The organism is Variovorax sp. HJSM1_2, assembly GCF_049316285.1.
Taxonomy (GTDB): Bacteria; Pseudomonadota; Gammaproteobacteria; order Burkholderiales; family Burkholderiaceae_C; genus Rhodoferax_B.
The window spans coordinates 14,132-36,381 of record NZ_JBMOXA010000038.1 but is presented as its reverse complement, the minus strand read 5'-3'; the positions used below and the strand labels follow the sequence as shown (position 1 = coordinate 36,381).

Genomic DNA, 22,250 nt, shown 5'->3' with positions numbered 1-22,250 from the left:
AACACACGCACAGCCTCGGCGCCGACGATCTCGTCTTTCAAGATGGCCGGGAACGGGCCGGCCAAATCCCAGGTCTGGAAGAACGGGCCCCAGTCTATGTACTTGGCCAGTTCCGACAAGTCGAAGTTCTTGAACACGCGGCGGCCCAGAAACTTGGGCTGCGCGGGCACAAAGCTCGCCCAGTCTATGGGCGTCTTGTTGGCACGTGCCTTGGCCAGCGGCCACAGCGGCACTTGCTTCTTGTTGGCGTGCTGTTGGCGCACTTTCTCGTAGTCGGCGTTGAGTTCATTGATGTACTGCGTCGCCTGTTCCGATAACAGGTTTTGCGCCACGCCCACGCTGCGCGAGGCGTCGGGCACATACACCACGGGGCCTTCGTAGTGCGGGGCGATCTTGACCGCCGTGTGCACACGCGAGGTGGTGGCGCCGCCGATCAGCAATGGAATCTTCTTCACGCGGAAGTGGTCGTCCTTCTGCATTTCCCCGGCCACGTACTGCATTTCTTCCAGCGACGGTGTGATCAGGCCCGACAGGCCCACGATGTCGGCGCCTTCGATCTTGGCGCGCGCCAGGATCTCGTGGCAGGGCACCATCACGCCCATGTTCACCACCTCGAAGTTATTGCATTGCAAGACCACGGTGACGATGTTCTTGCCGATGTCGTGCACGTCGCCCTTCACCGTGGCGATGATGATCTTGCCCTTGGTGCGCACGTCGCGGCCGGCGGCTTCGTCCTGGCGCTTTTCTTCTTCGATATAGGGGATGAGGTGCGCCACGGCGGACTTCATCACGCGCGCCGACTTCACCACCTGCGGCAGGAACATCTTGCCCGCGCCGAACAGGTCACCAACGATGTTCATGCCGGCCATCAGCGGGCCTTCGATCACGTGCAGCGGGCGTCCGCCCTTGGCCAGCACGGCTTGGTAGGCCTCTTCGGTGTCGGGCACGATGAATTCGGTGATGCCGTGCACCATGGCGTGGCTCAGGCGCTGTTCCACCGACACCGGGTTGTCTGGCGTGCCGCGCCAGTCATATTTTTTGCTTTCGTCCTTGGCGCCGCTCTTGGCGCTTTCGGCCACTTCGACCAGACGCTCACCGGCGTCGGGACGGCGGTTCAGCACCACGTCTTCCACACGCTCACGCAGCACCGGTTCCAGTTCGTCGTACACACCCACCATGCCGGCGTTGACGATGCCCATGTCCATGCCCGCTTGAATCGCGTGGTACAGGAACACCGTGTGTATGGCTTCGCGCACCGGGTCGTTGCCACGGAAGCTGAACGACACGTTGCTCACCCCGCCCGACACCTTGGCGCCTGGCAGGTTTTGCTTGATCCAGCGCACGGCTTCAATAAAGTCGACCGCGTAGTTGTTGTGTTCTTCAATGCCGGTGGCCACGGCAAAAATGTTCGGGTCGAAGATGATGTCTTCGGGCGGGAAACCGACCTCGTCGACCAGCACACGATAGGCGCGTTCGCAGATCTCGATCTTGCGCGCAAAGGTGTCGGCCTGGCCGACTTCGTCAAACGCCATCACCACGGCGGCAGCACCATAACGGCGTACCAGGCGCGCCTCGTGTTTGAACTTCTCCACGCCCTCTTTCATGGAGATGGAGTTGACGATGCCCTTGCCCTGGATGCAGCGCAAGCCGGCTTCGATCACGTCCCACTTGGAGCTGTCGACCATGATGGGCACACGCGCGATGTCGGGCTCGGAGGCGATCAGGTTCAGGAAGCGCACCATCGCGGCCTTGCTGTCGAGCATGGCCTCGTCCATGTTGATGTCGATGATCTGGGCGCCGTTTTCCACCTGCTGGCGCGCCACCGACAAGGCCTGGTCGAACTCGCCGTTCAAGATCATGCGAGCGAAGGCCTTGGAGCCGGTGACGTTGGTGCGCTCGCCGATGTTGACGAACAGTGTGCCCTCGCCAATGGAGACGGGCTCCAGGCCGGACAACTTCAATGGGGGGACGGAAATTTCAGACATACAACTCACCTGTGAGGAACAGCTTTTCAGGTGAGCGTCGTTTCTGTTCGGCGAGGCCGAATGTCCCAAGCCTGACGCGGCCAACCGACGGGTGTCTGGGGGCCGCGCTGCAACGCTCCTTGGGGGAGGGGCGATTTTACAACCGCCAAGGCTCCCATTTAAGCGCCGATTTGCGCATGTGGTTTATCCTGCCGCCTCGTGTTGTTTTTTGCGTGCCAGCCCCTCATGTCGTCTTCTGCCCACCCGCTAGTCCACATCACCCCTCAAAGCCACGGCGTTTTGCTCGAACTGGCCTATGCCACTCCTCATAACGTGGCCGGCCAAATCATCTACCACCGCGCCGAATGCCTGTTGCACCGTGAGGCCGAGGTCTGCCTGCGCCAAGCCGTGGCCAATGCCGCCGCCGCCGGCTACCGCCTGAAGATCTTCGACGCCTACCGCCCGCAAGCGGCGCAGCAGGTGTTGTGGGACACCGCGCCCGACAAGGCTTTTGTGGCCGACCCGGCCATAGGCTCCAACCACACACGCGGCACGGCGGTTGACCTGACGCTGGTCGACGCCCACGGCCAAGAGGTTGACATGGGCACCGGCTTCGACGACATGACGGTGGCTTCGCACCATTTCAGTACGGCGGTGTCGCCCCAGGCGCAGGCGAATCGGCTGGTATTGCTGCGTCTGATGGAGGACGCGGGCTTTCAACACCTGGCGCACGAATGGTGGCATTACGCGCTGCCCGCCCACCCGCGCTACAGCTTGATCGACAGCCGCTTACTAGGTGATTTGAGCCCGGTGATGCATGCCGAGGATGCTCTGACAAGCTAGGGTTAGCATGGTTCTTGCGTTGTGCCCGGTCTGCCAAGCTCGCAGATTAAATTCACAACAAAAGGAACAGATTCATGCGTGGTTCGTCTCCCTTGTTCACCCGCCGCGTGCTCGCCGCCGCTGCTGTTTCCACCTTGATCTTGACGGCCGGCCTGACGCCGGCGCTGGCCGCCACGCCCAAAGATACCTTGGTGTTGGCCTTCGGTTTCGACGACATCATCACCATGGACCCGGCCGAAGCGTTTGAACTCTCCGCCGGCGAAATCATGGGCAACACCTACGACCGCCTGGTGCGCCTGGATACCAGCGACCCGTCCAAGATTGTTGGCGACGTGGCCGCTTCGTGGGCCATCTCGGCCGACGGCAAAACTTTTAGCTTCGAACTCAAACCCGGCCTGAAGTTCGCCTCGGGCAACCCGCTCACCGCTGAAGACGTGGCTTATTCGCTGCAGCGCGCCGTGTTGCTCAACAAGTCACCCGCTTTCATCCTGGGCCAGTTTGGCTTCAACAAAGATAACGTCAAAGACAAGATCAAAGCCACCGGCCCGCTGCAGGTCACATTCGAGACCGACCAAGCCTACGCCTCCTCGTTTGTGCTCAACTGCCTCACGGCCAACGTCGGCGCCATCGTCGACAAAAAGCTGCTCGCCAGCAAAGAGGTCAATGGCGACATGGGCTACGCCTGGCTCAAGACCAACTATGCCGGTTCCGGCCCCATGAAGCTGCGTGAGTGGCGCGCCAACGAAGTCATCATGCTGGAGCGCAACGACAACTACTATGGCAGCAAGGCACCGCTGGCGCGTGTGTTGTACCGCCACAGCAAGGAGTCGGCGACGCAGCGCCTGATGCTGGAAAAAGGCGACGTGGACATTGCGCGCAATCTGTCGCCGCAAGACCTGGCCGCGCTGGCCGCCAACAAAGACATCAAAACCACCTCGGCCTCCAAGGGCACGGTGTACTACATCAGCCTGAACCAGAAGAACCCCAACCTGGCCAAGCCCGAAGTGCGTGAAGCGCTGAAGTGGCTGGTCGACTATTCGGCGATTGGCGACACACTCATCAAGAACATTGGTGCGGTGAACCAGAACTTCATGGCGCAAGGCCTGCTGGGTGCCAGCAACGCCATGCCCTACAAGCTCGACGTCGACAAGGCCAAGGCGCTGCTGGTCAAGGCCGGCCTGCCGAATGGCTTCAAGGTGACCATAGACATGCGCACCATACAGCCGGTGCAGGGCATTACCGAGTCGTTCCAGCAAAACGCCAAGCGCGCCGGTATCGACATCGAAATCATTCCTGGCGACGGCAAACAAGTGCTGACCAAATACCGTGCGCGCACACACGACATGTACATAGGCCAGTGGGGCGCCGACTATTGGGATCCACACACCAACGCCACCTTTGTGCAGAACAGCGACAACAGCGACGACGCCAAGGCCAAGCCGCTGGCCTGGCGCAATGCCTGGATGGTGCCCGAGCTCGACAAGATGGCGAGTGCCGCCGTGCTGGAACGCGACACCGGCAAACGCAAGAAGCTCTACGAAGACATGCAGGCCGAGTTCCGCAAGACCAGCCCGTTCATCATGCTGTTCCAGCAGGTGGAAGTGGCCGGTGTGCGCAGCAACGTCGAGGGCTTCAAGCTCGGCCCCACGTTTGATACGAACTACATGTTCAAGGTCACGAAGAACTAGTCCGAACACTAACGCGAACGAACTGGTTTGAAAGCCGTTGACCGCAAGGCGGGCGCCCGCAGGCCCGCTGGTTTTTCCCGTGCCGTGCGCAGTGTGACCAGCTTCCTGATGGTCATTGTGCTGACCTACCTGGGCTTGCTGGCCGTCACCTTCTTCATTGGCCGCGTCATGCCCATAGACCCGGTGCTGGCGATTGTGGGCGACCGCGCCTCGGGTGAACTGGTGGCGCGTGTGCGTGAAGAAATGGGCTTTAACAAACCCCTGTGGCAGCAGTTCTACATCTACATTGGCAAGGCCTTGCAGGGCGACTTTGGCACCTCGGTGCTCACCTCCAACCCGGTGATGCAAGACATTCGGCGCGCCTTTCCAGCCACGCTGGAGCTGGCCACGCTGGGCATTTTCATCGGCGTTTTGTTTGGTGTGCCCATGGGTGTGTGGGCGGCGGTGCGCCAAGGCCGCTGGGTCGACCAAGTGGTGCGTGTGCTGGGCCTGGTGGGTTATTCTGTGCCGATCTTCTGGCTGGGCCTGATGGGGCTGGTGTTGTTCTACGCCAAGCTCGATTGGGTGGGCGGCCCGGGCCGCTTGGACGTGGTTTATGAATACACGTTGACCAATGTCTCCGGCCTGCTGTTGCTCGATGCCGCCATGGCACGCCAGTGGGACGCGTTTGCCAACGTGCTTTCGCACCTGGTGCTGCCGGCCACGCTGCTGGGCTTTTTCTCCATGGCCTATATCAGCCGCATGACACGCTCTTTCATGCTGCACGAGCTGAGCCAGGAATACGTGGTGGCCGCGCGCGCCAAGGGCCTGAGCGAGGCGCGCATCATCTGGCGCCACGCGCTGCGCAACGCCATGGTGCCCTTGGTTACGGTGATCACCTTGTCATACGCCGGTTTGCTCGAAGGCTCGGTGCTGACCGAGACCGTGTTCGCCTGGCCGGGCCTGGGCCTTTACATCACCAATTCGCTGCAAAACGCCGACATGAACGCGGTGTTGGGCGGCACGATTGTGGTGGGCTCGGTGTTCATAGGCCTGAACCTTTTGTCTGACCTGCTCTACAAAACGCTAGACCCGCGTACCCGCATCCGATGACCGCTACTTTGAATCGCTGGCACGTCCGCTTGCATGCTTGGCTGATGAGCGACCAGCCTGCCTCACGGCGCCAAGCCGCCTGGGGCCGAGCCTACGGCGCCTGGCGTGTGTTCGCGCGCAACCGGCTTGCCATGGCAGGTTTGCTGATTGTGCTGGCGCTGATCCTGGTGGCCTTGTTTGCGCCGCTGCTGGCGCCGTATTCCCCCACCGTGGGCGACCTGCGCACCACACGTTTGTTGCCGCCCTCGGGCCAGTTCTGGCTGGGCACAGACGACCAGGGCCGAGACCTGCTCTCGCGGCTGATCTACGGCTCGCGCATCACACTGTTTGTGGTGGTGCTGGTGGCCGTGCTGGCCGCACCCATTGGTTTGCTGGTGGGCACGGTGGCCGGTTATTCCGGTGGCTTGGTGGATGCAGCGCTGATGCGCATCACCGATATCTTCCTGGCGTTTCCGCGCCTGATTCTGGCGCTGGCCTTTGTCGCTGCACTCGGGCCGGGCATCGAGAACGCCGTCATCGCCATCGCGCTCACTGCCTGGCCGCCGTATGCGCGCATGGCGCGCGCCGAGACGCTGACCATACGCCAAACCGACTACATCGCCGCCGTGCGCTTGATTGGTGCGTCGCCCTGGCGCATCGTGCTGCACCACATCATGCCGCTGTGTTTGTCGTCGGTGATTGTGCGTGTCACGCTCGACATGGCGGGCATCATCCTCACCGCTGCCGGCCTGGGCTTTCTGGGCCTGGGCGCGCAGCCGCCCATGCCGGAGTGGGGCGCCATGATTGCCAACGGGCGGCAATACGTGCTCGACCAATGGTGGGTGGCGGCGGCGCCTGGTGCGGCGATTTTCTTGGTCAGCTTAGCGTTTAACTTGGTGGGTGATGGCTTGCGAGACGCCCTCGATCCGAAAGGCGTTAAATGACAGAGCCCGTTTTGGAAATTGAAGACCTGCGTGTCTCTTTCCCCAACCGCGAGGGCGGCCGCGTGGAAGTGGTGCGTGGTGTGTCGTTCACGCTGGGGCGCGAGCGCCTGGGCATTGTGGGGGAGTCGGGCTCGGGCAAGTCGCAAACCGGCCGGGCCATTTTGGGTTTGACGGCGCCGGGCGGCCAGGTCACGGCCAAGCGGCTGGCGTTCAACGGCATCGACCTGCTGAACTGCGCACCCAAACAACGGCGCGCGTTACGCGGCGGGCGCATTGCCATGGTGCTGCAAGACCCTAAGTTTTCGCTGAATCCGGTGATGACCATAGGCGAACAAATTGTCGAGGCGCTGCAGGCGCATACGCAGGCATCGAAGCGCGAAGCCAGGAAAGCCGCGCTGGAAGCCTTGGCTGCGGTGCAGATCGACCATCCAGAACGCGTGTACCAGCTGTTCCCGCACGAGGTGTCTGGCGGCATGGGCCAGCGCGCCATGATTGCCATGATGCTCATCGCCAACCCCGACCTGCTGATTGCCGACGAGCCGACCTCGGCGCTTGATGTGACGGTGCAATTGCAGGTGCTGGCCATCCTCGACAAGTTGGTGGCCGAGCGTGGCATGGGGCTGATTTTTGTGTCGCACGACCTGCGTTTGGTGTCCACCTTTTGCGACCGCATTCTGGTGATGTACGCCGGCCGCGTGGTGGAAGAGTTGCCCGCCGGCGGGCTGGCGCAGGCGCAGCACCCGTACACGCTGGGCCTGTTGAATTGCCTGCCCAAACTAGGCGCCACGCAACATCCGCTGCCCACACTAGACCGCAAACCGGAGTGGGCGTTATGACCCTGCAGTCTCAATCCGTCGGCCTGGAGGTGCAAAACCTGCGCGTCAGTTTTGACGACTTCATCGCCGTGGCCGACACCTCGTTTACCGTGCAGCCGGGCGAAAGTTTCGGCATCGTGGGTGAATCGGGTTCGGGCAAATCCACCGTGCTGCGCGCCATCTGCGGCCTGGCCGCGCGTGAAGCCGGCACGGTGCAACTGATAGGCCGCGACGGTGGTGTACAACCCGCCCCCGGCAGCAAAGCCTTCCGTCGCCAGGTGCAGATGGTGTTCCAGGACCCCTATGGTTCGCTGCACCCGCGCCACACGGTGGACCGTCTGCTGGCCGAGCCACTGACCATACACGGCATGGGCGACGAACAAGCGCGCATCGAGCGGGCGCTCGACGAGGCGGGCTTGGGCAAGGGCTTTCGTTTTCGTTACCCGCACCAGCTCTCCGGCGGGCAACGCCAGCGCATCGCCATTGCACGTGCGCTGATTCTGGAGCCGCAAATCCTGCTGCTCGACGAGCCGACCTCTGCGCTGGACGCTTCGGTACAGGCCGAGGTGCTGAACCTGCTGGAGACGTTGCGTGCCCGCCGTGGCCTGAGCTTCATCATGGTGAGCCACGACCTCGCCGTGGTCACCCACCTGTGTGAACGCCTGATGGTGATGCAGCGTGGCCAAACCGTGGAGATGCTGGCCGCCGCCGACCTGGCCGCACACCGCGTCAGCGAGTCCTACACTCGGCAGTTGATGGAAGCCTCGCGTGGTTTCCAGCGCCAGGAGACCATTGCATGAAACCAAACCACCTCCGTTGGGAGGCCCACGCCTGCCTGCCGCTGCACCCCAACGCCAGCTTCGCACCGATTGACCGCTTCCGCGCCGCCGGCGTGCATTACGTGTCCATCAACGTCGGCATGGACATGAACCCCGTGACCCAAGTGATGGCCGTGCTGGCCGGCTTTCGCGCCACCATTGCCGCCAAGCCCGATGCCTATGTGCTGGCGCAAAGTGTGGCCGACATTGAAGCCGCTGCTGCCAGCGGCCGCATCGCCATAGGCTTTGATCTCGAAGGCGCCATGCCGCTGATGGAGCGGCTCGAGATGGTGGCGCTATACGCCAGCCTGGGTGTGCGGCAAATCCACTTCGCCTACAACCGCAACAACAGCGTGGCCGATGGTTGCCACGACGAGGTACGTGGCCTGACCGCACTCGGCGCGCAGATGGTGCAGGCGGTGAATGCGACCGGTATGTTGATGGACTGCTCACACACCGGGCGGCGTTGCAGCCTGGACATCATGGCGGCGTCCAGCCAGCCGGTGATCTTCAGCCATGCCAACCCGCTGGCGCTGATAGAACACGGCCGCAACATCACCGACGAACAAATCCGCGCCTGCGCGGCCACGGGCGGTGTGGTGTGTGTGTCGGGTGTATCGTTCTTCGTCGGCACGCAGCAGCCCACGGTGCAAGACGTGGCGCGCCATGCCGCCTACGTCGCCAACCTGGTGGGTGTGCAGCACACCGGCATTGGGCTGGACATCAGCTTTTCCCAGCCCGAACTCAACGACACCCCGCCCGGTGACTACGACCCGACCTATTGGTGGCCCAAGTCGGCGGGTTACGACCGCGCGATCAGCCGCGCCTACTACCCACCGCCCGAGGCTTGGCAAAGCCTGGGTGCCGCGCTGCAGGCCGAAGGCATGACGGCGGACGAGGCTGCGCTGGTGCTCGGCGGCAATATGCGGCGGGTGGCGCAGCAGGTTTGGCCAGCGTAAGAGTTGGAAGCAAAATTGGCTTTTTACCCATATTGAATAAGCGTAGGTAGCTATTAATTTGATACTTTTTCTGGGTAAAACAAAGCGTTTCTTTCGTAACAATCCGCAGCCATTTGCCGTTCAAGGCGGCCCCTTAGACTTCCAGCCTTCAGTTTTTGGAATCAAGAGGCTTTCCCATGCGCAAAACCCCCAGCTTCGTATTGCACCTCGGCGGCGCCGCCGTCCTGGCCTTGACCACCAGTGCCGCCAGCGCCCAAGGTGTGCAAATCATCAAAATCGGCCATGCCGGCCCGGTCTCCGGTGGCATCGCCCACATTGGCAAAGACACCGAAAACGGTGTGCGCCTGGCGATTGACGAGATCAACGCCCAGAACCCCAGCCTTGGTGGCAAGGCCGTGCGTTTTGAAATCGCCGCCGAAGACGACGCTGGCGACCCGCGCCAAGCCACGGCCGTGGCGCAAAAGTTCTGCGACGCCGGCGTGGCCGGTGTGGTGGGCCATCTGCAGTCGGGCACGACCATTCCCGCCGCCAGCATCTACAACCGCTGTGGCCTGCCACATATCACGGTGGCGGCCACCAACCCGGATGTGACCAAGCCCGGCTACAAGACCACCTACCGCCTGATCGCCAATGACAACGCCCTGGGTGCCGCTGTGGCGTTGTACGCGGCCGATGCGCTCAAGCTCAAAAGCGTGGCCATCATCGACGACCGCACGGCTTACGGCCAGGGTTTGGCCAACGTGTTCAAGGCCACGGCGGAGCAAAAGGGCATCAAGGTGGTGGCGCAGGAGTTCACCACCGACAAGGCCACCGACTTCATGTCCATCCTGACCGGCATCAAGAGCAAGAAGCCCGATGGCATCTTCTACGGCGGCCTCGACGCCCAGGCCGGTCCCATGCTGCGCCAACTGGTGCAGTTGGGCATGGGCGAGGTGAAGTTTTTTGGCGGTGATGCCTTGTGCACCGAGAAGCTGTCTGAACTGGCGTCCAAGTCGGCGAATGTCGGCCAGGTCACCTGCGCCACGGGCGGCGCCTCCATCCAGAAGATGCAGGGCGGGCCGGAGTGGAAGGCGCGCTACGACGCCAAGTTCCCGGGGCAGTTCCAGATCTACAGCCCCTATGCTTATGACGCGACCTTTGTACTGGTCGATGCCATGAAGCGCGCCAACTCGGCCGACCCCAAGGTCTACACCTCGTTCCTGGGCAAAACGCAATTCAAAGGTGTGACGGCGAACATTGCGTTCACCGACAAGGGGGAACTGACGCACCCAGCCGTCACCCTCTACAGCTACAAGGACGGTGTGCGGGTGCCGTTGAACTAAAAGTGATGCATGTGAAAAAGCCGCCTGGACCCGTGACGGGCCTAGGCGGCTTTTTTGCTTGAAGCGAGCGCTGCGTCAACGGGTGACGCGCCCCTGCAATACGGCTTCTTCACGCAGGCGCTGGTACTCGCCCGCGGGCACCGGCACGGCGTCTGGGTCACCCAGGTCCTGCATGCGCACGCGGTAAGTTTCGCGTGCGGTCCAGGCGGCAATGGCGGCCACCAGTGTCACGGCCAGAGTGATGGAGCCTATGACCAGTGGAATATTCGCCGTGCCGGGGGGCGCCACCGCCACAAACAGCGCGGGCAACAAGGCCGTGACCAGCGTGCCCAGGTTCTGCGAAATCGCCATGCCCGACACCCGGGTGCGGGTAGGAAACATTTCCGGGTAGAAGCTAGGGAAGATCGCGTTGTAGCCCTGGTAGACCACGCCCCACATCAGCAGCGACATGATGATGGCCATGGGCACGTTGTGCACACTGATGGCGTAGAGGTAGCCAAACGACAGCAGACCCGAGCCAACGGCGCCGACCATGATGGGAATGCGCCGACCGATCTTGTCCGACAGATTGCCGACAAACGGAATCACCGCCACGGCGACGATGTTGCCCAGCACCGGAATCCACAGGTAGACGTCTTTCTCGAAGCCTATGCCATAACCCGGCTGCACCGCGTAGGCCGCACCGAAGATGGTGGTCACCACGGGGATGACGTTCATCAGCGAGCAGCACATCACGCGCAGCATGTCGCGCCAGTTTTCGCGCACGGCTTGCACCACCGGGGCTTTGGGCAACTCGCCTTTTTTGTCTTCCACCGCAAACGCCGGGGTTTCATCGACTTCGCGGCGGATGATGTAGCCCGCCACAATCACGATGAAGCTCAGCAGGAACGGAATGCGCCAGCCCCAGCTGTTGAACTGTTCGGCCGGCATGTAGTGCGCCAGCGGCAGAAACACCGCCGCCGCCAAAATCTGCCCGGCCTGCACGCCTTGCAGCGTGAAGCTGGCAAAAAAGCCACGGCGACCAAACGGCGCGTGTTCCAGAATCATGGAACTCGCGCCCGAGATCTCACCTGCGACTGCAAAACCTTGCACCAGGCGCAGCATCACCAGCAATGCTGGCGCCCACAGCCCGACTTGTGCGTAGGTGGGCAACAGGCCCACGGCCACGGTGGAGAAACCCATCAGGAACATACACAGGATCAACACCTGTTTGCGGCCGTGGGTGTCGCCCCAGTGGCCGAGAAAAAATGCGCCTATGGGACGCGCCACATAACCCACGCCGTAGGTGGCCAGCGAGGCGATGATGGCCACCTTGGGGTCGGTGTTGGGGAAGAAGATCTGCGGAAAAATCAGCGACGCGGCGGTCGCGTAGATGAAGAAGTCGTAGTATTCCAGCGCCGAGCCAATCCAGCCGCTGGCCGTGGCCTTTTTCGACTGGTCTTTGCCATGCTGCGCGCTGGCCGGTGATGAGGCTGAAGAAGCCATGGGTGTCTCCTGAAGAAGGCGTGATCCGCTGCGGGCGGCGGAGGGGGTGCGGAACTGTAGGCGCGAGCTGCGTTCAACGGGTGAACTAAAAGTATTTGTGCGATCAATGATTGATCGCAGCCGTACACTATGCGCCCAAACCTAGGGTTATCGCTAGGCAGGAGCTTACTGCATGACCGACCCCACTCCCACTTCTTCAGACCCCGCGCCCATCGACCGCAAGCTGCTCATAGAAGGCTTGGGCAAGGGTTTGCGTGTGATCGAAGCCTTCTCCGATGACCGCCCACGCCTGACCGCCACCGAGGCCGGTGTACTGACCGGCCTGACCCGCACCGCCGCCAGACGCTACCTGTTGAGCCTGGTGCATTTTGGTTATGCCGCCACCGACGGCAAGTACTACTGGCTGCTGCCGCGTGTGCTGCGCCTGGGCCAGGCGTATCTGGAGGCGGCGCGTATTCCCCGCCTGGTGCAGCCCTACATACAGCGCGCCTCCATGCAGTGTGGCGAAACCTTCAACGTCGGCTCGCTTGACGGGCAGGAAATCGTCTACCTGGCGCGCAGCAACGCACCGCGGCTGATCTCCATTGGTTTTCACCCCGGTGCACGTGTGCCGGCGCACGTGGTGGCGCAAGGCTTTGCGATTCTTTCAACCTTGGACGATGCCGCGCTGGACACCTGGATTGCGCGGCACGACTTCACCAACTTTACCGGCGCCACGTTGGACGACCCGGTGGTTTTTCGCAGTAACGTGGTGGCCGCACGGGCGTTGGGTTACGCGCAGGCCGACCAGTATTTGAGCTTCGGTCTCAGCGGTCTGGCCGTGCCGTTGAAGGACAGAAAAGGCCGCTGCCAATACGCGTTGAGTGTGACCGTACAGCGCCAGATGTACCCGGACGACCAACTGGTCGCCCAACTGCTGCCGGTGTTGCGCGAGGTGGCCGAGACGCTGCGGCCGATTCTCTGAGACCGCGAACGGCGTTGGCGTGGCCTAAGCCTGCTCAGCGGCCTTCTTCTCCAGCGTGGCCTGTACCGTGGCCAGCTCTTTGACCGACTTGCGCAGCCGCTTCTTCACCTGCTCGGTGGCCTCTACCGCTTGCCGCACATCCGGCTCATTGGCGTTTTCTGGAATATGTTTGTCGAGCACGGCGTGGGCCACCGTCAACTCCTCTTCCGCTACGACGATTTCTTCGTTGACCTGCTTGGTCTTTTTGGCCGCATCCTTCAAGGAAAGATCGGTGGCGACCTGGGCACTCTTGGTTTTTTTGGGCACGATAAAGTCCTTGCAAAAACGGAGGGGCGAGCGGGAATGAAAAAGTGGTCGTGCAGTGATAGTGCAATAAGCGACTGTCGAATGGGTCACCGTCCTACGAGTAAACGATTCTGCCGTGGTTCAAATACAGATGCGACATATTTTTGCCGCTCTACCGCAACCTGCGGAACTGTTTAGCGGAATCCATCATGTCCATCGTGACGGTACTCATCGAGGACAGCTCAACGATCCGCGAAGCTCTTATTCCCACCATGAGAGAGCTCGCTGATCTCGAAGTCGTGGCCGTGGCGGACACCGCAGTCGACGCGATCCAAACCTTGTCTATGCATGCCTGGCAGCTTGTGGTGGTGGATTTGTTCCTGAAAAAGGGCTCAGGCCTGGAAGTCCTGCGCCATTGCACCAACCGCAGCCCCGATCAACATATGGTGGTGCTTACCAATTACGCGACCCCGGACATCCGGCAAAAGTGTTTGGCGCTTGGTGCCACGGCGGTTTTTGACAAGTCGACCGAGCTGGACGATTTCTTCGGCTTTTGCAGCGAACTGTTCACCAACGGTTGAACGGCCCTTGCCTACAGGGTCTTGGCCCGCGTTCCCACACCCGGGGCAGGCCACAGCGGCCATGCTAAGCATACGGATGCGCCCGTTTGCCGGTGTGTCCGTCAAGACCCATCAGGAGGCGGCTATGGAACTGCAAGACCACCCCACCAGCTTTGGTGTTTTCAAGCCCGTAGGACATCTCGTCATCTCGTTTCCTTCCCAAGCGCAGGCCGAGCATGCGCGCCAGGCACTCGCCGCTGAAGGTTATGCCGAAGATGCCGTCACCTCTTACACCGCTGGGGAAATGCTGGCGCAAATTGACGACGACTTGGCCCATGCCAGTCCGTTGGCGAACTTGGGCCAGGAAATCAACCTCATCAAGGCCCACCGCGAGCTTGCAGTGCGCGGTTACCACTGGTTGGTCGTCCGGGCAAAAGGTGAGCAAGCCGCGCGCCGCGTGGCCAACATGGCCCATGCCTTTGGCGCCGAGCGTGCGCAGCTGTATGGCCGCTTCATCATCGAGGAACTGATAGAGCACGCCACCGACACACCGCAGGTGGCCGAATCCCCTGACCGTGGCCTGGACCCGCAAACCCCCTTAGGAGAAGAAGCCGAACGTGCAGAACTGCGCCCGGCGCGTTAAGGCTGATAGCGCAAGCCTGTTTTCCATTGGGTGTTTTTGGATGGCCTTGTCCATCCCAGCCGTTTGGGCCTCTATAGAGTCAAACGTTATTTAGAAGTAGATTCTTAATCGTTTGAGTTCGGGCAGCACACCCCTAAAGTGACCAAAAGCCGCAATCCCTGTCCCTCTGCGGCCAGTTCAACTGGAGTGTGTATGTCGTCCGATTCGTCTTCTGAAATTGTTGCCAGCAGCCTGCCCGCCGCGCTGGAATCCGCGCGTGTGCTGGCGCTGTCGACCGGACTGCCCTACGCGGGCGGCGTGCCGCCGGCCGTGGCCTGGGAGTTGTTTTCCAGCGGCGCCGCGCAGTTGGTGGATGTGCGCACCACAGAAGAGCGCAAGTTCGTTGGCCATGTGCCCGACACCGCCCACGTCGCCTGGGCCACGGGCACCAGCCTCACGCGCAACCCGCGTTTTGTGCGCGAGTTGGAGGCCAAGGTCGGTGGCAAGGACGCCGTGGTGCTGTTGTTGTGCCGCAGCGGCAAACGCTCGGCACTGGCGGCCGAAGCGGCGGCCAAGGCCGGCTTTACCCGGGTGTTCAACGTGCTCGAAGGTTTTGAAGGTGAGCTGGACGCCAGGCAACACCGCGCCGGTGTCGATGGCTGGCAGTTCCATCAGTTGCCCTGGGTACAGGACTGAGCGCCGAACTTTCGCCGGCATCCCGATCCGCAGCAAGAAGAAAGACCTCCACGTGGCAGTATTCAACGTCGAACCCATCGTCCAGTCCCTAGGCCAGATTCGCCGCGACTGGCGTGCCGCGCAAAAACGCTCGGGTGAACCCGGCGGGCGCGAGTTTCCCTCGCGTGACGCGGTGGCGCAAATTCTGCAAGAGTTCAAAGGTGTGTTGTTTCCCATGCGCCTGGGCCCGCCGAATCTGCGGCACGAGAGTGAGGACTTTTACGTCGGCCACACCTTGGACACCGCGCTGCACGGCCTGCACGCCCAAGCGCAGCTGGAGCTGGCCTACCAGGAACGCCACGCCCGTGCCGACGACCCGCGCAGCGCCACCGATTCCATCGCCACGCGGGCCAGTGCTGCCGTGCACGACTTCGCCGCAGCGTTGCCCGCCATCCGCAGCTTGCTCGACAGCGATGTGCTCGCCGCCTACCACGGCGACCCGGCGGCACGCAGCGTCGACGAAGTGCTGCTGTGTTACCCCGGTGTCTTGGCCATGATCCACCACCGGCTGGCGAACCAGTTGTACCGACTGGACCTGCCACTGCTGGCGCGTATTGCGGCCGAGTTGTCACACGCGCAAACCGGCATCGACATCCACCCCGGCGCCGAAATCGGCCCGGGCTTCTTCATCGACCACGGCACCGGCGTGGTGATAGGCGAGACCGCCATCATCGGCCAGCGTGTGCGCATCTACCAGGCGGTGACGCTGGGCGCGAAACGTTTCCCTACCGATGCCGCAGGCCACCTGCAAAAAGGCCAGCCGCGCCACCCCATCGTGGAAGACGACGTGGTGATCTACGCTGGCGCCACCGTGCTGGGTCGTGTCACCCTGGGGCGTGGCGCGGTGATCGGCGGCAACGTTTGGCTGACACATAGCGTGCCACCGGGCGGCAATGTGTCGCAGGCCGATGTGCAGCAAGAGCTGGCGCCGAGGCAAGAGAGGCGTGCATGACTTCCCCCAATCTTGGCGCCTGCTTCGGCCAAGCCGTGAAGCAACTGCGTGAACAGAAAAACTGGTCGCAAGAACGCCTGGCGGCCGAATCGGATTTAAACCGCACCTATGTGGGCGAGATCGAGCGTGGCAGGGTTGTGCCTTCGCTGGTGACCTTGCAAAAACTCGCGCATGCCCTAGGCCTGGCCAGCAGCGCTTTGGTGGCGCACAGCGAACAACTGCAACACAAGCCTGTGGGCCACACAGCACCGTTGATGGCTATAGCCGGTTGAGTCCAAACCGGCTGCGCCGGACACTGCGTGCAAGTACTTTTCACTTCACACAGGGGTATTCATGACAGCAACCGTGGGCGGCACCACCGCTTTGGGCGACAACGCCGCCAGACAACTAGCCAACGCCACCAAGACCGTTCCGCAGCTAGAGACCATCTCGCCACGCTGGCTCACACACCTGCTGCAGTGGGTGCCTGTCGAGGCCGGCATCTACCGCGTCAACAAGGTCAAGAACCCCGAGTCCATCAAGGTCACCTGCACCTCGCGTGAAGAAGAAAACCAGTTGCCCCGCACCTGGGTCGACTACGAAGAGCAGCCACGCGAATACTTCCTCAACGCCGTGAGCACCGTGCTTGACGTGCACACGCGTATTTCCGATCTCTACAGCAGCCCGCACGACCAGATCAAGGAGCAGCTGCGCCTGACCATAGAGACCATCAAGGAGAACCAGGAAAGCGAACTCATCAACAACCCCGACTACGGCCTCTTGGCGCAGGTGACCGACGAGCAGCGCATCTTCCCGCTGACCGGTGCGCCCACGCCCGACGACCTGGACGAGTTGTTGACCAAGGTCTGGAAAGAACCCGCGTTCTTCCTGGCGCACCCGCTGGCCATCGCCGCGTTTGGCCGCGAAGCCACGCGCCGTGGCACGCCACCGCCTACCGTCAGCCTGTTTGGTTCGCAGTTCATCACCTGGCGCGGCATTCCGCTGATCCCGTCGAACAAGATTCCCGTGGCCGATGGCAAGAGCAAGATCCTGCTGCTGCGTGTGGGCGACAAGCGCCAGGGTGTGGTCGGCCTGTTCCAGCCCGGTTTGACCGGCGAACAAAGCCCCGGTCTGTCGGTGCGTTTCATGGGCATCAACAACCACGCGATTGCGTCCTACCTGATCTCGCTTTATTGCTCGCTGGCGGTGCTCACCAGCGACGCACTGGCCGTGCTCGACGATGTCGAAATCGGCAAGTACCACGACTATCCCGATACCTACAAATAAAGCAGTACGTGAGTACGTCCGCCCCATTTCCTTCTGCCGAAGCGCAAGGTGCGCCATTCGATCCAGCCCTGCTGGCGCGTTTGGCCACCGAGCTGTTTGCGGCCAAGCCAGACGGCTTTGCTCCACCGGCGGGCTTCAGTGGTGTGCCGGGTGCGCAAGCGCCCGTGAACATCGCGCCGCCCGGCTCGGCCTTGGCCAACCCTGCGGGCTTCGGCCCGGGTGTGCCCGGCACGCCTATTCCGCAAGGGCAGATCCCCGGCAGCAACCTGGTACAGGGCTCGCCCACCCAGGCCTTGTCGCTGGGCAACCGTGCGCCCGCACTGGTGCCACATGCAGTGGCGCCCAACGGTGTGCCCGACCACGTGCTCAGCGCCGTTCCGGCCTACGAGCCGCGTTTTGGCAATGTGTTGCTGAGCGAGCCGAAAGCCCAGATCGCACAGGTGGCGCAGGCCGCGCCCACGGCCACCCGGCCAGACGCCTCGCCGTTCTACTTTCTGAACCACCAGTTCGGTCACCCAGACGCTGACTTTTCGAGTCGTGCCCCCGTGCCTGCTGTGTCTCCGGTGTCGCCGCCCATTGGCCAAGCGTTGCCAGCGGAACCAGCGCCCAGCACCGAACCCAAGTACTACTTCGTCGACTCGGTGCGCCTCACCAGCGGCTACGTCACGCCCGCCACGCCACACCCCCATGGTGTGAACGCCGCACCGCAGGCCGGCCAGGGCCAACACCCACCGTTCGACGTCAACGCCATCCGGCGCGACTTTCCCATTCTGCAAGAGCGGGTGAACGGCAAACAACTGGTGTGGTTCGACAACGCCGCCACCACCCACAAGCCACAGTCGGTCATTGACCGCATCGCCTACTTTTACGAGCACGAAAACTCCAACATCCACCGCGCCGCGCATGCCCTGGCCGCGCGTGCGACAGATGCGTATGAAGGCGCACGCGACCGTGTGCGCCGCTTCATCAACGCACCCGAGGTGGAAGAGGTGATCTTTGTGCGCGGCACCACCGAGGCCATCAACCTGGTGGCCAAGAGCTGGGGCGGGCAACACGTGGGCGAGGGTGATGAAATCATCGTCTCGAATCTGGAACACCACGCCAACATCGTGCCGTGGCAGCAGTTGGCTGCCGCCAAGGGCGCCAAGTTGCGCGTGATCCCGGTGGACGATTCGGGCCAGGTGCTGCTGGACGAATACCGCAAGCTGCTGAACGACCGCACCAGGATTGTGGCCGTCACCCAGGTGTCGAACGCACTCGGCACCGTGGTGCCGGTGAAGGAAATCGTCGCGCTGGCCAAACGTGCTGGCGCGGTGGCGCTGGTTGACGGCGCGCAGTCGGTTTCGCACATGCGTGTTGATGTGCAAGACCTGGGCGCCGACTTCTTTGTGTTCTCTGGCCACAAGGTGTTCGGACCCACCGGCATCGGTGTGGTCTGGGGCAAGCGTCAAGTGTTGGAAAATATGCCACCGTGGCAAGGCGGCGGCAATATGATCGCCGACGTCACGTTCGAGAAGACCGTGTTCCAGCCCATTCCCAACAAGTTCGAAGCCGGCACCGGCAACATCGCCGACGCCGTGGGCCTGGGCGCCGCCATCGACTACGTGAACAAGGTGGGCATTGAAAACATCGCCCGTTACGAACACGATCTGCTGGTCTACGGCATGGCACAACTCGGCGCCATCAAAGGTGTGCGCCTGATCGGCACCGCCGCCGACAAGGCCAGCGTGATGTCGTTTGTATTGGCCGGCTACAGCACCGAAGAGGTGGGCCAGGCACTCAACGAAGAAGGCATTGCCGTGCGCACCGGCCACCATTGCGCGCAACCCATTCTGCGCCGCTTTGGTGTGGAGACCACGGTGCGCCCATCACTCGCGTTCTACAACACGTTCGATGAGATTGACCGGCTGGTGGCGGTGGTGCGCCGCCTTTCATCTGCACGGCGCAACAGTTGAGCCGTTGATGTGGTTCGGGGCGAGAGAAACTATGAAAAAGATAGCTTCTCTCGCGTATCCAGAAAGCATCAGGGGCTCATTTTTTATAAATTGCCCGGGCTGCTGTGCGGATTCGGAATGCCCTCAATCGGGCATTCCTCCGTGCCTATCATCGGCCGCGTGATGGCTTCCACGGCCTTGCGTGTGCCGTCGGGGTCGGTCACCCAGTTCTTGTAGAAATCGTAGGGGCAGACGTTGGTGCCGCGCGAGCCGTCGCCCGAGTTGATCATGCCGGTGTAGCCACGGTGCAGCAGCTTGAACAAGTGGTTTTCCGACTGGCCGTTCTTGCGGAAGTCGCGGATCAGGCTCTTTGACAACGCGGCGTATTGCACGCCCATTTCTTCCTCGCCGCATTCGCCCAGCGTACGGCCATCAAAGCCGATGATGGCGCTGTGGCCGAAGTAGCTGTACACGCCGTCAAAGCCCGCCGCGTTGGCTACCGCCACATAGGTGTTGTTGGCAAAGGCCATGGCCTTGCTGATGAGGATTTGCTGTTCCTTGGCCGGGTACATATAGCCCTGGCAGCGGATGATCAGCTCCGCGCCTTTCATGGCGCAGTCGCGCCAGATCTCGGGGTAGTTGCCGTCGTCGCAAATGATCAAACTGATTTTCATGCCTTTCGGCCCATCGCTCACGTACGTCGTGTCGCCCGGATACCAACCTTCGATGGGTGTCCACGGCATGATCTTGCGGTACTTCTGCACGATCTCACCCTGGTCGTTCATCAGGATCAAGGTGTTGTAGGGCGCCTTGTTTGGGTGCGCCTCGTGCCGCTCGCCGGTCAGCGAGAACACGCCCCACACCTTGGCCTTGCGGCAGGCTTCGGCAAAGATGGCGGTCTCTTCACCGGGCACGGTGGCGGCCGTGTCGTACATCTCCTGGCCGTCGTACATGATGCCGTGTGTGCTGTACTCGGGAAAGATCACCAAGTCCATGCCCGGCAGCCCGGCCTTCATGCCGACCAACATCTCGCCGATCTTGCGCGCATTGGCCAATACCTCGGCCTTGGTGTGCAGGCGCGGCATCTTGTAGTTGACCACGGCCACACCTACCGTGTCTTGGCTGCTGGAAATATCACCGTGCATCATGATTGGCTCCTAACGGTTGGCTCACCCCCAGTCTTCGCAAAGGGCGTGTCGCTACGCCTACCCCCTTGCAGGGGGCGACAACAGCGGCCTGGCAAAGCCAGTTCCGCGTTGTCCTGGCGTAAAACCGGGGCGGATTTAGCAATTGCTCTACTAGTGGCTGATCATCCAGGGGCGGCGACCTGGGGCGCTTTTCGCGCCGTTGGGTGCCGTCACTGTCGCGCCGCGTTTGCTGGTACTGCAGCAGCCGCACCCCGAGGGGTGCTTTTTCAGTCGCGCGTAGTCGCCAGAGCGTTTGGGCTCGTGTGCTGCGCGCTCGTTCACACTGATGGCGCGGCGTGTGCCGTCGGACATCAGCGCCAGGCGCGGCGCTGCCGACATGACGCGCGCTGACGCCGCACCACAGTCGGGGCAGCAGATGGCGGCGTCGCGTTCACTCACGCTGCGGCGGGCTTCAAAGCCGCCGCAGTCGTGGCATTGGTAGTCGTAAGTCGGCATCGCGCAGGCTCCTTTTTTAGCTTTACTTCAGGTCGGGCGACAGCGGCATGTCCACACTGCCATCGATGAACTTCGTCGGTCCTGCTGCATTGGGGTTGATGTCGAAGTCGAAGATGCCGGTGGGCAGCCATAACGTGGCGCAGGCGTTGGGTACATCGACCACACCACTGATGTGGCCCTGCACCGGTGCCGTGCCCAGAATCGAATAGGCTTGCGCGCCCGAGTAGCCAAACTTCTTCAGGTACTCGATGGCGTTCAGGCAAGCCTGGCGGTAGGCCACATTCACGTCCAGGTAATACTGCTTGCCGGCCTCGTCAACCGAGATGCCTTCGAAGATGATGTAGTCGTTGTATTGCGGTGTGATGGGGCTGGGTTTGAAGATCGGGTTCTTGATGCCGTACTTGGCCATGCCGCCCTTGATCAGCGTCACCTTCATGTGCACCCAGCCGGCCATTTCAATCGCGCCGCAGAAAGTGATTTCGCCGTCGCCCTGGCTGAAGTGCAAGTCGCCCACCGACAGCCCCGCGCCGTCCACATACACCGGGAAGTAGACCTTGGAGCCGCGCGACAAATCCTTGATATCGCAGTTGCCGCCGTGCTCGCGTGGCGGCACGGTGCGTGCGCCTTCTGCGGCGGCCTTGGCCTTGGCTTCGCCGGTGAGTTTGCCCATGTGTGCCGTGCCAGCGGAGGGTGGGTTGGCCAAGCCGGCGCCGGGGGCAGAGTTGATGAGGTTTTGCTCACGCTCGTTCCACAGGTCGAGCATCTTTTTGTCGGGCAGGCAGCCGATCAGGCCGGGGTGGATGAGCCCGGCGAAGTTCACCCCAGGAATGTGGCGCGAGCTGGTGAACATGCCCTTGAAGTCCCAGATCGACTTTTGCGCTTGAGGGAAATGCTCGGTCAAGAAACCGCCACCATTCTTCTTCGAGAAGAAGCCGTTGAAGCCCCACAGACTGTCTTGCTTGGCGCCGATGTCCAGCAGGTCGACCACCAGCAGGTCGCCGGGCTCAGCGCCCTTCACGCCCACCGGGCCCGACAGGTAGTGCACCGTGGTCAGGTCGATGTCGCGCACATCGTCCGCGCTGTCGTTGTTCTTGATGAAGCCACCCGTCCAGTCGAAGGTCTCCAGGATGAAGTCGTCACCCGGGTTGACCCAGCAGGCCATAGGAATGTCCGGGTGCCAGCGGTTGTGGATGTTTTCATTCTCGGTGGGCGACTTCGTCAGGTCGACTTTGATCAGTGTGTCCGTCATTGCAATGGCTCCTAGTTGGGTGGAAGAGAGATTCAGAAGAGACGCGGGTGATGCACCACGCTTGCGGGTACGCCCGGTTCCCTTGGGCAGACACCGCGGAACCGGCTTTGCCGGGCCGCTGGTGTCGCCTC

At 62.1% G+C, this 22,250-nt stretch carries 22 protein-coding genes and 1 riboswitch; of the genes, 16 read left to right on the top strand and 6 right to left on the bottom strand.

Going from position 1 to position 22,250, the window contains the following annotated elements; genetic code table 11:
• Nucleotides 1–1,985, bottom strand: a 1,985-nt coding sequence (locus ACFQ95_RS24330) for a dihydropteroate synthase (protein WP_422835292.1), incomplete at its 3' end; no start/stop codon positions are given.
• 25 nt (nucleotides 1,986–2,010) lie between these two features.
• Nucleotides 2,011–2,112, bottom strand: a riboswitch (S-adenosyl-L-homocysteine riboswitch).
• A gap of 98 nt (nucleotides 2,113–2,210) precedes the next feature.
• Between ACFQ95_RS24330 and ddpX the strand changes: the two genes are divergently transcribed.
• The 8 genes from ddpX to ACFQ95_RS24290 all read left to right on the top strand — a co-directional run bounded on the left by ddpX (nucleotide 2,211) and on the right by ACFQ95_RS24290 (nucleotide 10,424).
• The gene (gene ddpX, locus ACFQ95_RS24325; protein WP_422835291.1) at nucleotides 2,211–2,807 is read left to right on the top strand and encodes a D-alanyl-D-alanine dipeptidase; all 597 of its coding nucleotides are present in this window, start codon (nucleotides 2,211–2,213) and stop codon (nucleotides 2,805–2,807) included.
• A gap of 74 nt (nucleotides 2,808–2,881) precedes the next feature.
• Entirely contained in the window at nucleotides 2,882–4,495 is a 1,614-nt protein-coding gene (locus ACFQ95_RS24320; protein ID WP_422835290.1) for an ABC transporter substrate-binding protein, read from the top strand.
• Between the two features lie 27 nt (nucleotides 4,496–4,522).
• Entirely contained in the window at nucleotides 4,523–5,587 is a 1,065-nt protein-coding gene (locus ACFQ95_RS24315) for an ABC transporter permease (protein ID WP_422835289.1), read from the top strand.
• 44 nt (nucleotides 5,588–5,631) lie between these two features.
• The gene (gene nikC / locus ACFQ95_RS24310) at nucleotides 5,632–6,510 is read left to right on the top strand and encodes a nickel transporter permease (protein ID WP_422835287.1); all 879 of its coding nucleotides are present in this window, start codon (nucleotides 5,632–5,634) and stop codon (nucleotides 6,508–6,510) included.
• The gene (locus ACFQ95_RS24305; RefSeq protein ID WP_422835285.1) at nucleotides 6,507–7,346 is read left to right on the top strand and encodes an ABC transporter ATP-binding protein; all 840 of its coding nucleotides are present in this window, start codon (nucleotides 6,507–6,509) and stop codon (nucleotides 7,344–7,346) included. Before nikC ends, ACFQ95_RS24305 begins: the two co-directional genes overlap by 4 nt.
• Nucleotides 7,343–8,125 (top strand): ABC transporter ATP-binding protein, encoded by a 783-nt coding sequence (locus tag ACFQ95_RS24300; protein WP_422835283.1) that lies wholly within the window; start codon nucleotides 7,343–7,345, stop codon nucleotides 8,123–8,125. Before ACFQ95_RS24305 ends, ACFQ95_RS24300 begins: the two co-directional genes overlap by 4 nt.
• Nucleotides 8,122–9,102, top strand: a complete 981-nt coding sequence (locus ACFQ95_RS24295; RefSeq protein WP_422835281.1) for a dipeptidase — start codon at nucleotides 8,122–8,124, stop codon at nucleotides 9,100–9,102. The genes ACFQ95_RS24300 and ACFQ95_RS24295 overlap by 4 nt, the downstream gene beginning before the upstream one ends.
• Nucleotides 9,103–9,278: 176 nt before the next feature.
• Nucleotides 9,279–10,424 carry a branched-chain amino acid ABC transporter substrate-binding protein gene (locus tag ACFQ95_RS24290; RefSeq protein WP_422835279.1) on the top strand — a complete coding sequence of 382 codons (1,146 nt, stop codon included), beginning with the start codon at nucleotides 9,279–9,281 and terminating at the stop codon, nucleotides 10,422–10,424.
• A 75-nt stretch (nucleotides 10,425–10,499) separates the two neighbouring features.
• Here ACFQ95_RS24290 and ACFQ95_RS24285 read toward each other — a convergent pair whose 3' ends face one another.
• The gene (locus ACFQ95_RS24285) at nucleotides 10,500–11,909 is read right to left on the bottom strand and encodes an MFS transporter (protein WP_422835278.1); all 1,410 of its coding nucleotides are present in this window, start codon (nucleotides 11,907–11,909) and stop codon (nucleotides 10,500–10,502) included.
• Nucleotides 11,910–12,081: 172 nt separating this feature from the next.
• Here ACFQ95_RS24285 and ACFQ95_RS24280 point away from each other — a divergent pair, with 172 nt between their 5' ends.
• A complete protein-coding gene (locus tag ACFQ95_RS24280) occupies nucleotides 12,082–12,873 on the top strand; it encodes an IclR family transcriptional regulator domain-containing protein (protein ID WP_422835276.1) in 792 nt (263 codons plus the stop codon).
• A 24-nt stretch (nucleotides 12,874–12,897) separates the two neighbouring features.
• On the opposite strand, the gene ACFQ95_RS24275 is transcribed toward ACFQ95_RS24280, so the two are convergent.
• Nucleotides 12,898–13,179, bottom strand: a complete 282-nt coding sequence (locus ACFQ95_RS24275) for a hypothetical protein (RefSeq protein ID WP_422835274.1) — start codon at nucleotides 13,177–13,179, stop codon at nucleotides 12,898–12,900.
• Between the two features lie 188 nt (nucleotides 13,180–13,367).
• On the opposite strand from ACFQ95_RS24275, the gene ACFQ95_RS24270 reads away from it, so the two are divergent.
• From ACFQ95_RS24270 to ACFQ95_RS24240, 7 genes are all read left to right on the top strand, one after another.
• Nucleotides 13,368–13,739, top strand: a complete 372-nt coding sequence (locus tag ACFQ95_RS24270) for a response regulator (protein WP_422835273.1) — start codon at nucleotides 13,368–13,370, stop codon at nucleotides 13,737–13,739.
• 124 nt (nucleotides 13,740–13,863) lie between these two features.
• A complete protein-coding gene (locus tag ACFQ95_RS24265) occupies nucleotides 13,864–14,361 on the top strand; it encodes a hypothetical protein (protein WP_422835271.1) in 498 nt (165 codons plus the stop codon).
• A 192-nt stretch (nucleotides 14,362–14,553) separates the two neighbouring features.
• Nucleotides 14,554–15,036: a rhodanese-like domain-containing protein gene (locus tag ACFQ95_RS24260; protein WP_422835269.1), complete on the top strand. Its 483-nt coding sequence runs from the start codon at nucleotides 14,554–14,556 to the stop codon at nucleotides 15,034–15,036.
• Between the two features lie 52 nt (nucleotides 15,037–15,088).
• Entirely contained in the window at nucleotides 15,089–16,027 is a 939-nt protein-coding gene (gene epsC / locus ACFQ95_RS24255) for a serine O-acetyltransferase EpsC (protein ID WP_422835267.1), read from the top strand.
• A complete protein-coding gene (locus ACFQ95_RS24250) occupies nucleotides 16,024–16,299 on the top strand; it encodes a helix-turn-helix domain-containing protein (protein WP_422835265.1) in 276 nt (91 codons plus the stop codon). The genes epsC and ACFQ95_RS24250 overlap by 4 nt, the downstream gene beginning before the upstream one ends.
• A gap of 61 nt (nucleotides 16,300–16,360) precedes the next feature.
• Nucleotides 16,361–17,293 carry a family 2A encapsulin nanocompartment shell protein gene (locus ACFQ95_RS24245; RefSeq protein WP_422835264.1) on the top strand — a complete coding sequence of 311 codons (933 nt, stop codon included), beginning with the start codon at nucleotides 16,361–16,363 and terminating at the stop codon, nucleotides 17,291–17,293.
• An 8-nt stretch (nucleotides 17,294–17,301) separates the two neighbouring features.
• Nucleotides 17,302–19,248, top strand: a complete 1,947-nt coding sequence (locus ACFQ95_RS24240; RefSeq protein ID WP_422835262.1) for a family 2A encapsulin nanocompartment cargo protein cysteine desulfurase — start codon at nucleotides 17,302–17,304, stop codon at nucleotides 19,246–19,248.
• Nucleotides 19,249–19,331: 83 nt separating this feature from the next.
• On the opposite strand, the gene ACFQ95_RS24235 is transcribed toward ACFQ95_RS24240, so the two are convergent.
• From ACFQ95_RS24235 to fmdA, 3 genes are all read right to left on the bottom strand, one after another.
• Nucleotides 19,332–20,375 (bottom strand): aliphatic amidase, encoded by a 1,044-nt coding sequence (locus tag ACFQ95_RS24235; protein WP_422835260.1) that lies wholly within the window; start codon nucleotides 20,373–20,375, stop codon nucleotides 19,332–19,334.
• 150 nt (nucleotides 20,376–20,525) lie between these two features.
• Nucleotides 20,526–20,870: an FmdB family zinc ribbon protein gene (locus ACFQ95_RS24230; protein ID WP_422835259.1), complete on the bottom strand. Its 345-nt coding sequence runs from the start codon at nucleotides 20,868–20,870 to the stop codon at nucleotides 20,526–20,528.
• Between the two features lie 22 nt (nucleotides 20,871–20,892).
• A complete protein-coding gene (fmdA, locus tag ACFQ95_RS24225) occupies nucleotides 20,893–22,119 on the bottom strand; it encodes a formamidase (protein WP_422835257.1) in 1,227 nt (408 codons plus the stop codon).
• Nucleotides 22,120–22,250: the final 131 nt, after the last annotated feature.

Coding starts and splice junctions, on each gene's coding strand:
- ACFQ95_RS24265 (WP_422835271.1), top strand. CDS start 13,864: ATGGAACTGCAAGACCACCCCACCAGCTTTGGTGTTTTCAAGCCCGTA.
- ACFQ95_RS24295 (WP_422835281.1), top strand. CDS start 8,122: ATGAAACCAAACCACCTCCGTTGGGAGGCCCACGCCTGCCTGCCGCTG.
- ACFQ95_RS24270 (WP_422835273.1), top strand. CDS start 13,368: ATGTCCATCGTGACGGTACTCATCGAGGACAGCTCAACGATCCGCGAA.
- ACFQ95_RS24305 (WP_422835285.1), top strand. CDS start 6,507: ATGACAGAGCCCGTTTTGGAAATTGAAGACCTGCGTGTCTCTTTCCCC.
- ACFQ95_RS24245 (WP_422835264.1), top strand. CDS start 16,361: ATGACAGCAACCGTGGGCGGCACCACCGCTTTGGGCGACAACGCCGCC.
- ACFQ95_RS24230 (WP_422835259.1), bottom strand. CDS start 20,870: ATGCCGACTTACGACTACCAATGCCACGACTGCGGCGGCTTTGAAGCC.
- ACFQ95_RS24290 (WP_422835279.1), top strand. CDS start 9,279: ATGCGCAAAACCCCCAGCTTCGTATTGCACCTCGGCGGCGCCGCCGTC.
- ACFQ95_RS24280 (WP_422835276.1), top strand. CDS start 12,082: ATGACCGACCCCACTCCCACTTCTTCAGACCCCGCGCCCATCGACCGC.
- ddpX (WP_422835291.1), top strand. CDS start 2,211: ATGTCGTCTTCTGCCCACCCGCTAGTCCACATCACCCCTCAAAGCCAC.
- ACFQ95_RS24300 (WP_422835283.1), top strand. CDS start 7,343: ATGACCCTGCAGTCTCAATCCGTCGGCCTGGAGGTGCAAAACCTGCGC.
- ACFQ95_RS24320 (WP_422835290.1), top strand. CDS start 2,882: ATGCGTGGTTCGTCTCCCTTGTTCACCCGCCGCGTGCTCGCCGCCGCT.
- ACFQ95_RS24260 (WP_422835269.1), top strand. CDS start 14,554: ATGTCGTCCGATTCGTCTTCTGAAATTGTTGCCAGCAGCCTGCCCGCC.
- fmdA (WP_422835257.1), bottom strand. CDS start 22,119: ATGACGGACACACTGATCAAAGTCGACCTGACGAAGTCGCCCACCGAG.
- ACFQ95_RS24250 (WP_422835265.1), top strand. CDS start 16,024: ATGACTTCCCCCAATCTTGGCGCCTGCTTCGGCCAAGCCGTGAAGCAA.
- nikC (WP_422835287.1), top strand. CDS start 5,632: ATGAGCGACCAGCCTGCCTCACGGCGCCAAGCCGCCTGGGGCCGAGCC.
- ACFQ95_RS24285 (WP_422835278.1), bottom strand. CDS start 11,909: ATGGCTTCTTCAGCCTCATCACCGGCCAGCGCGCAGCATGGCAAAGAC.
- ACFQ95_RS24235 (WP_422835260.1), bottom strand. CDS start 20,375: ATGATGCACGGTGATATTTCCAGCAGCCAAGACACGGTAGGTGTGGCC.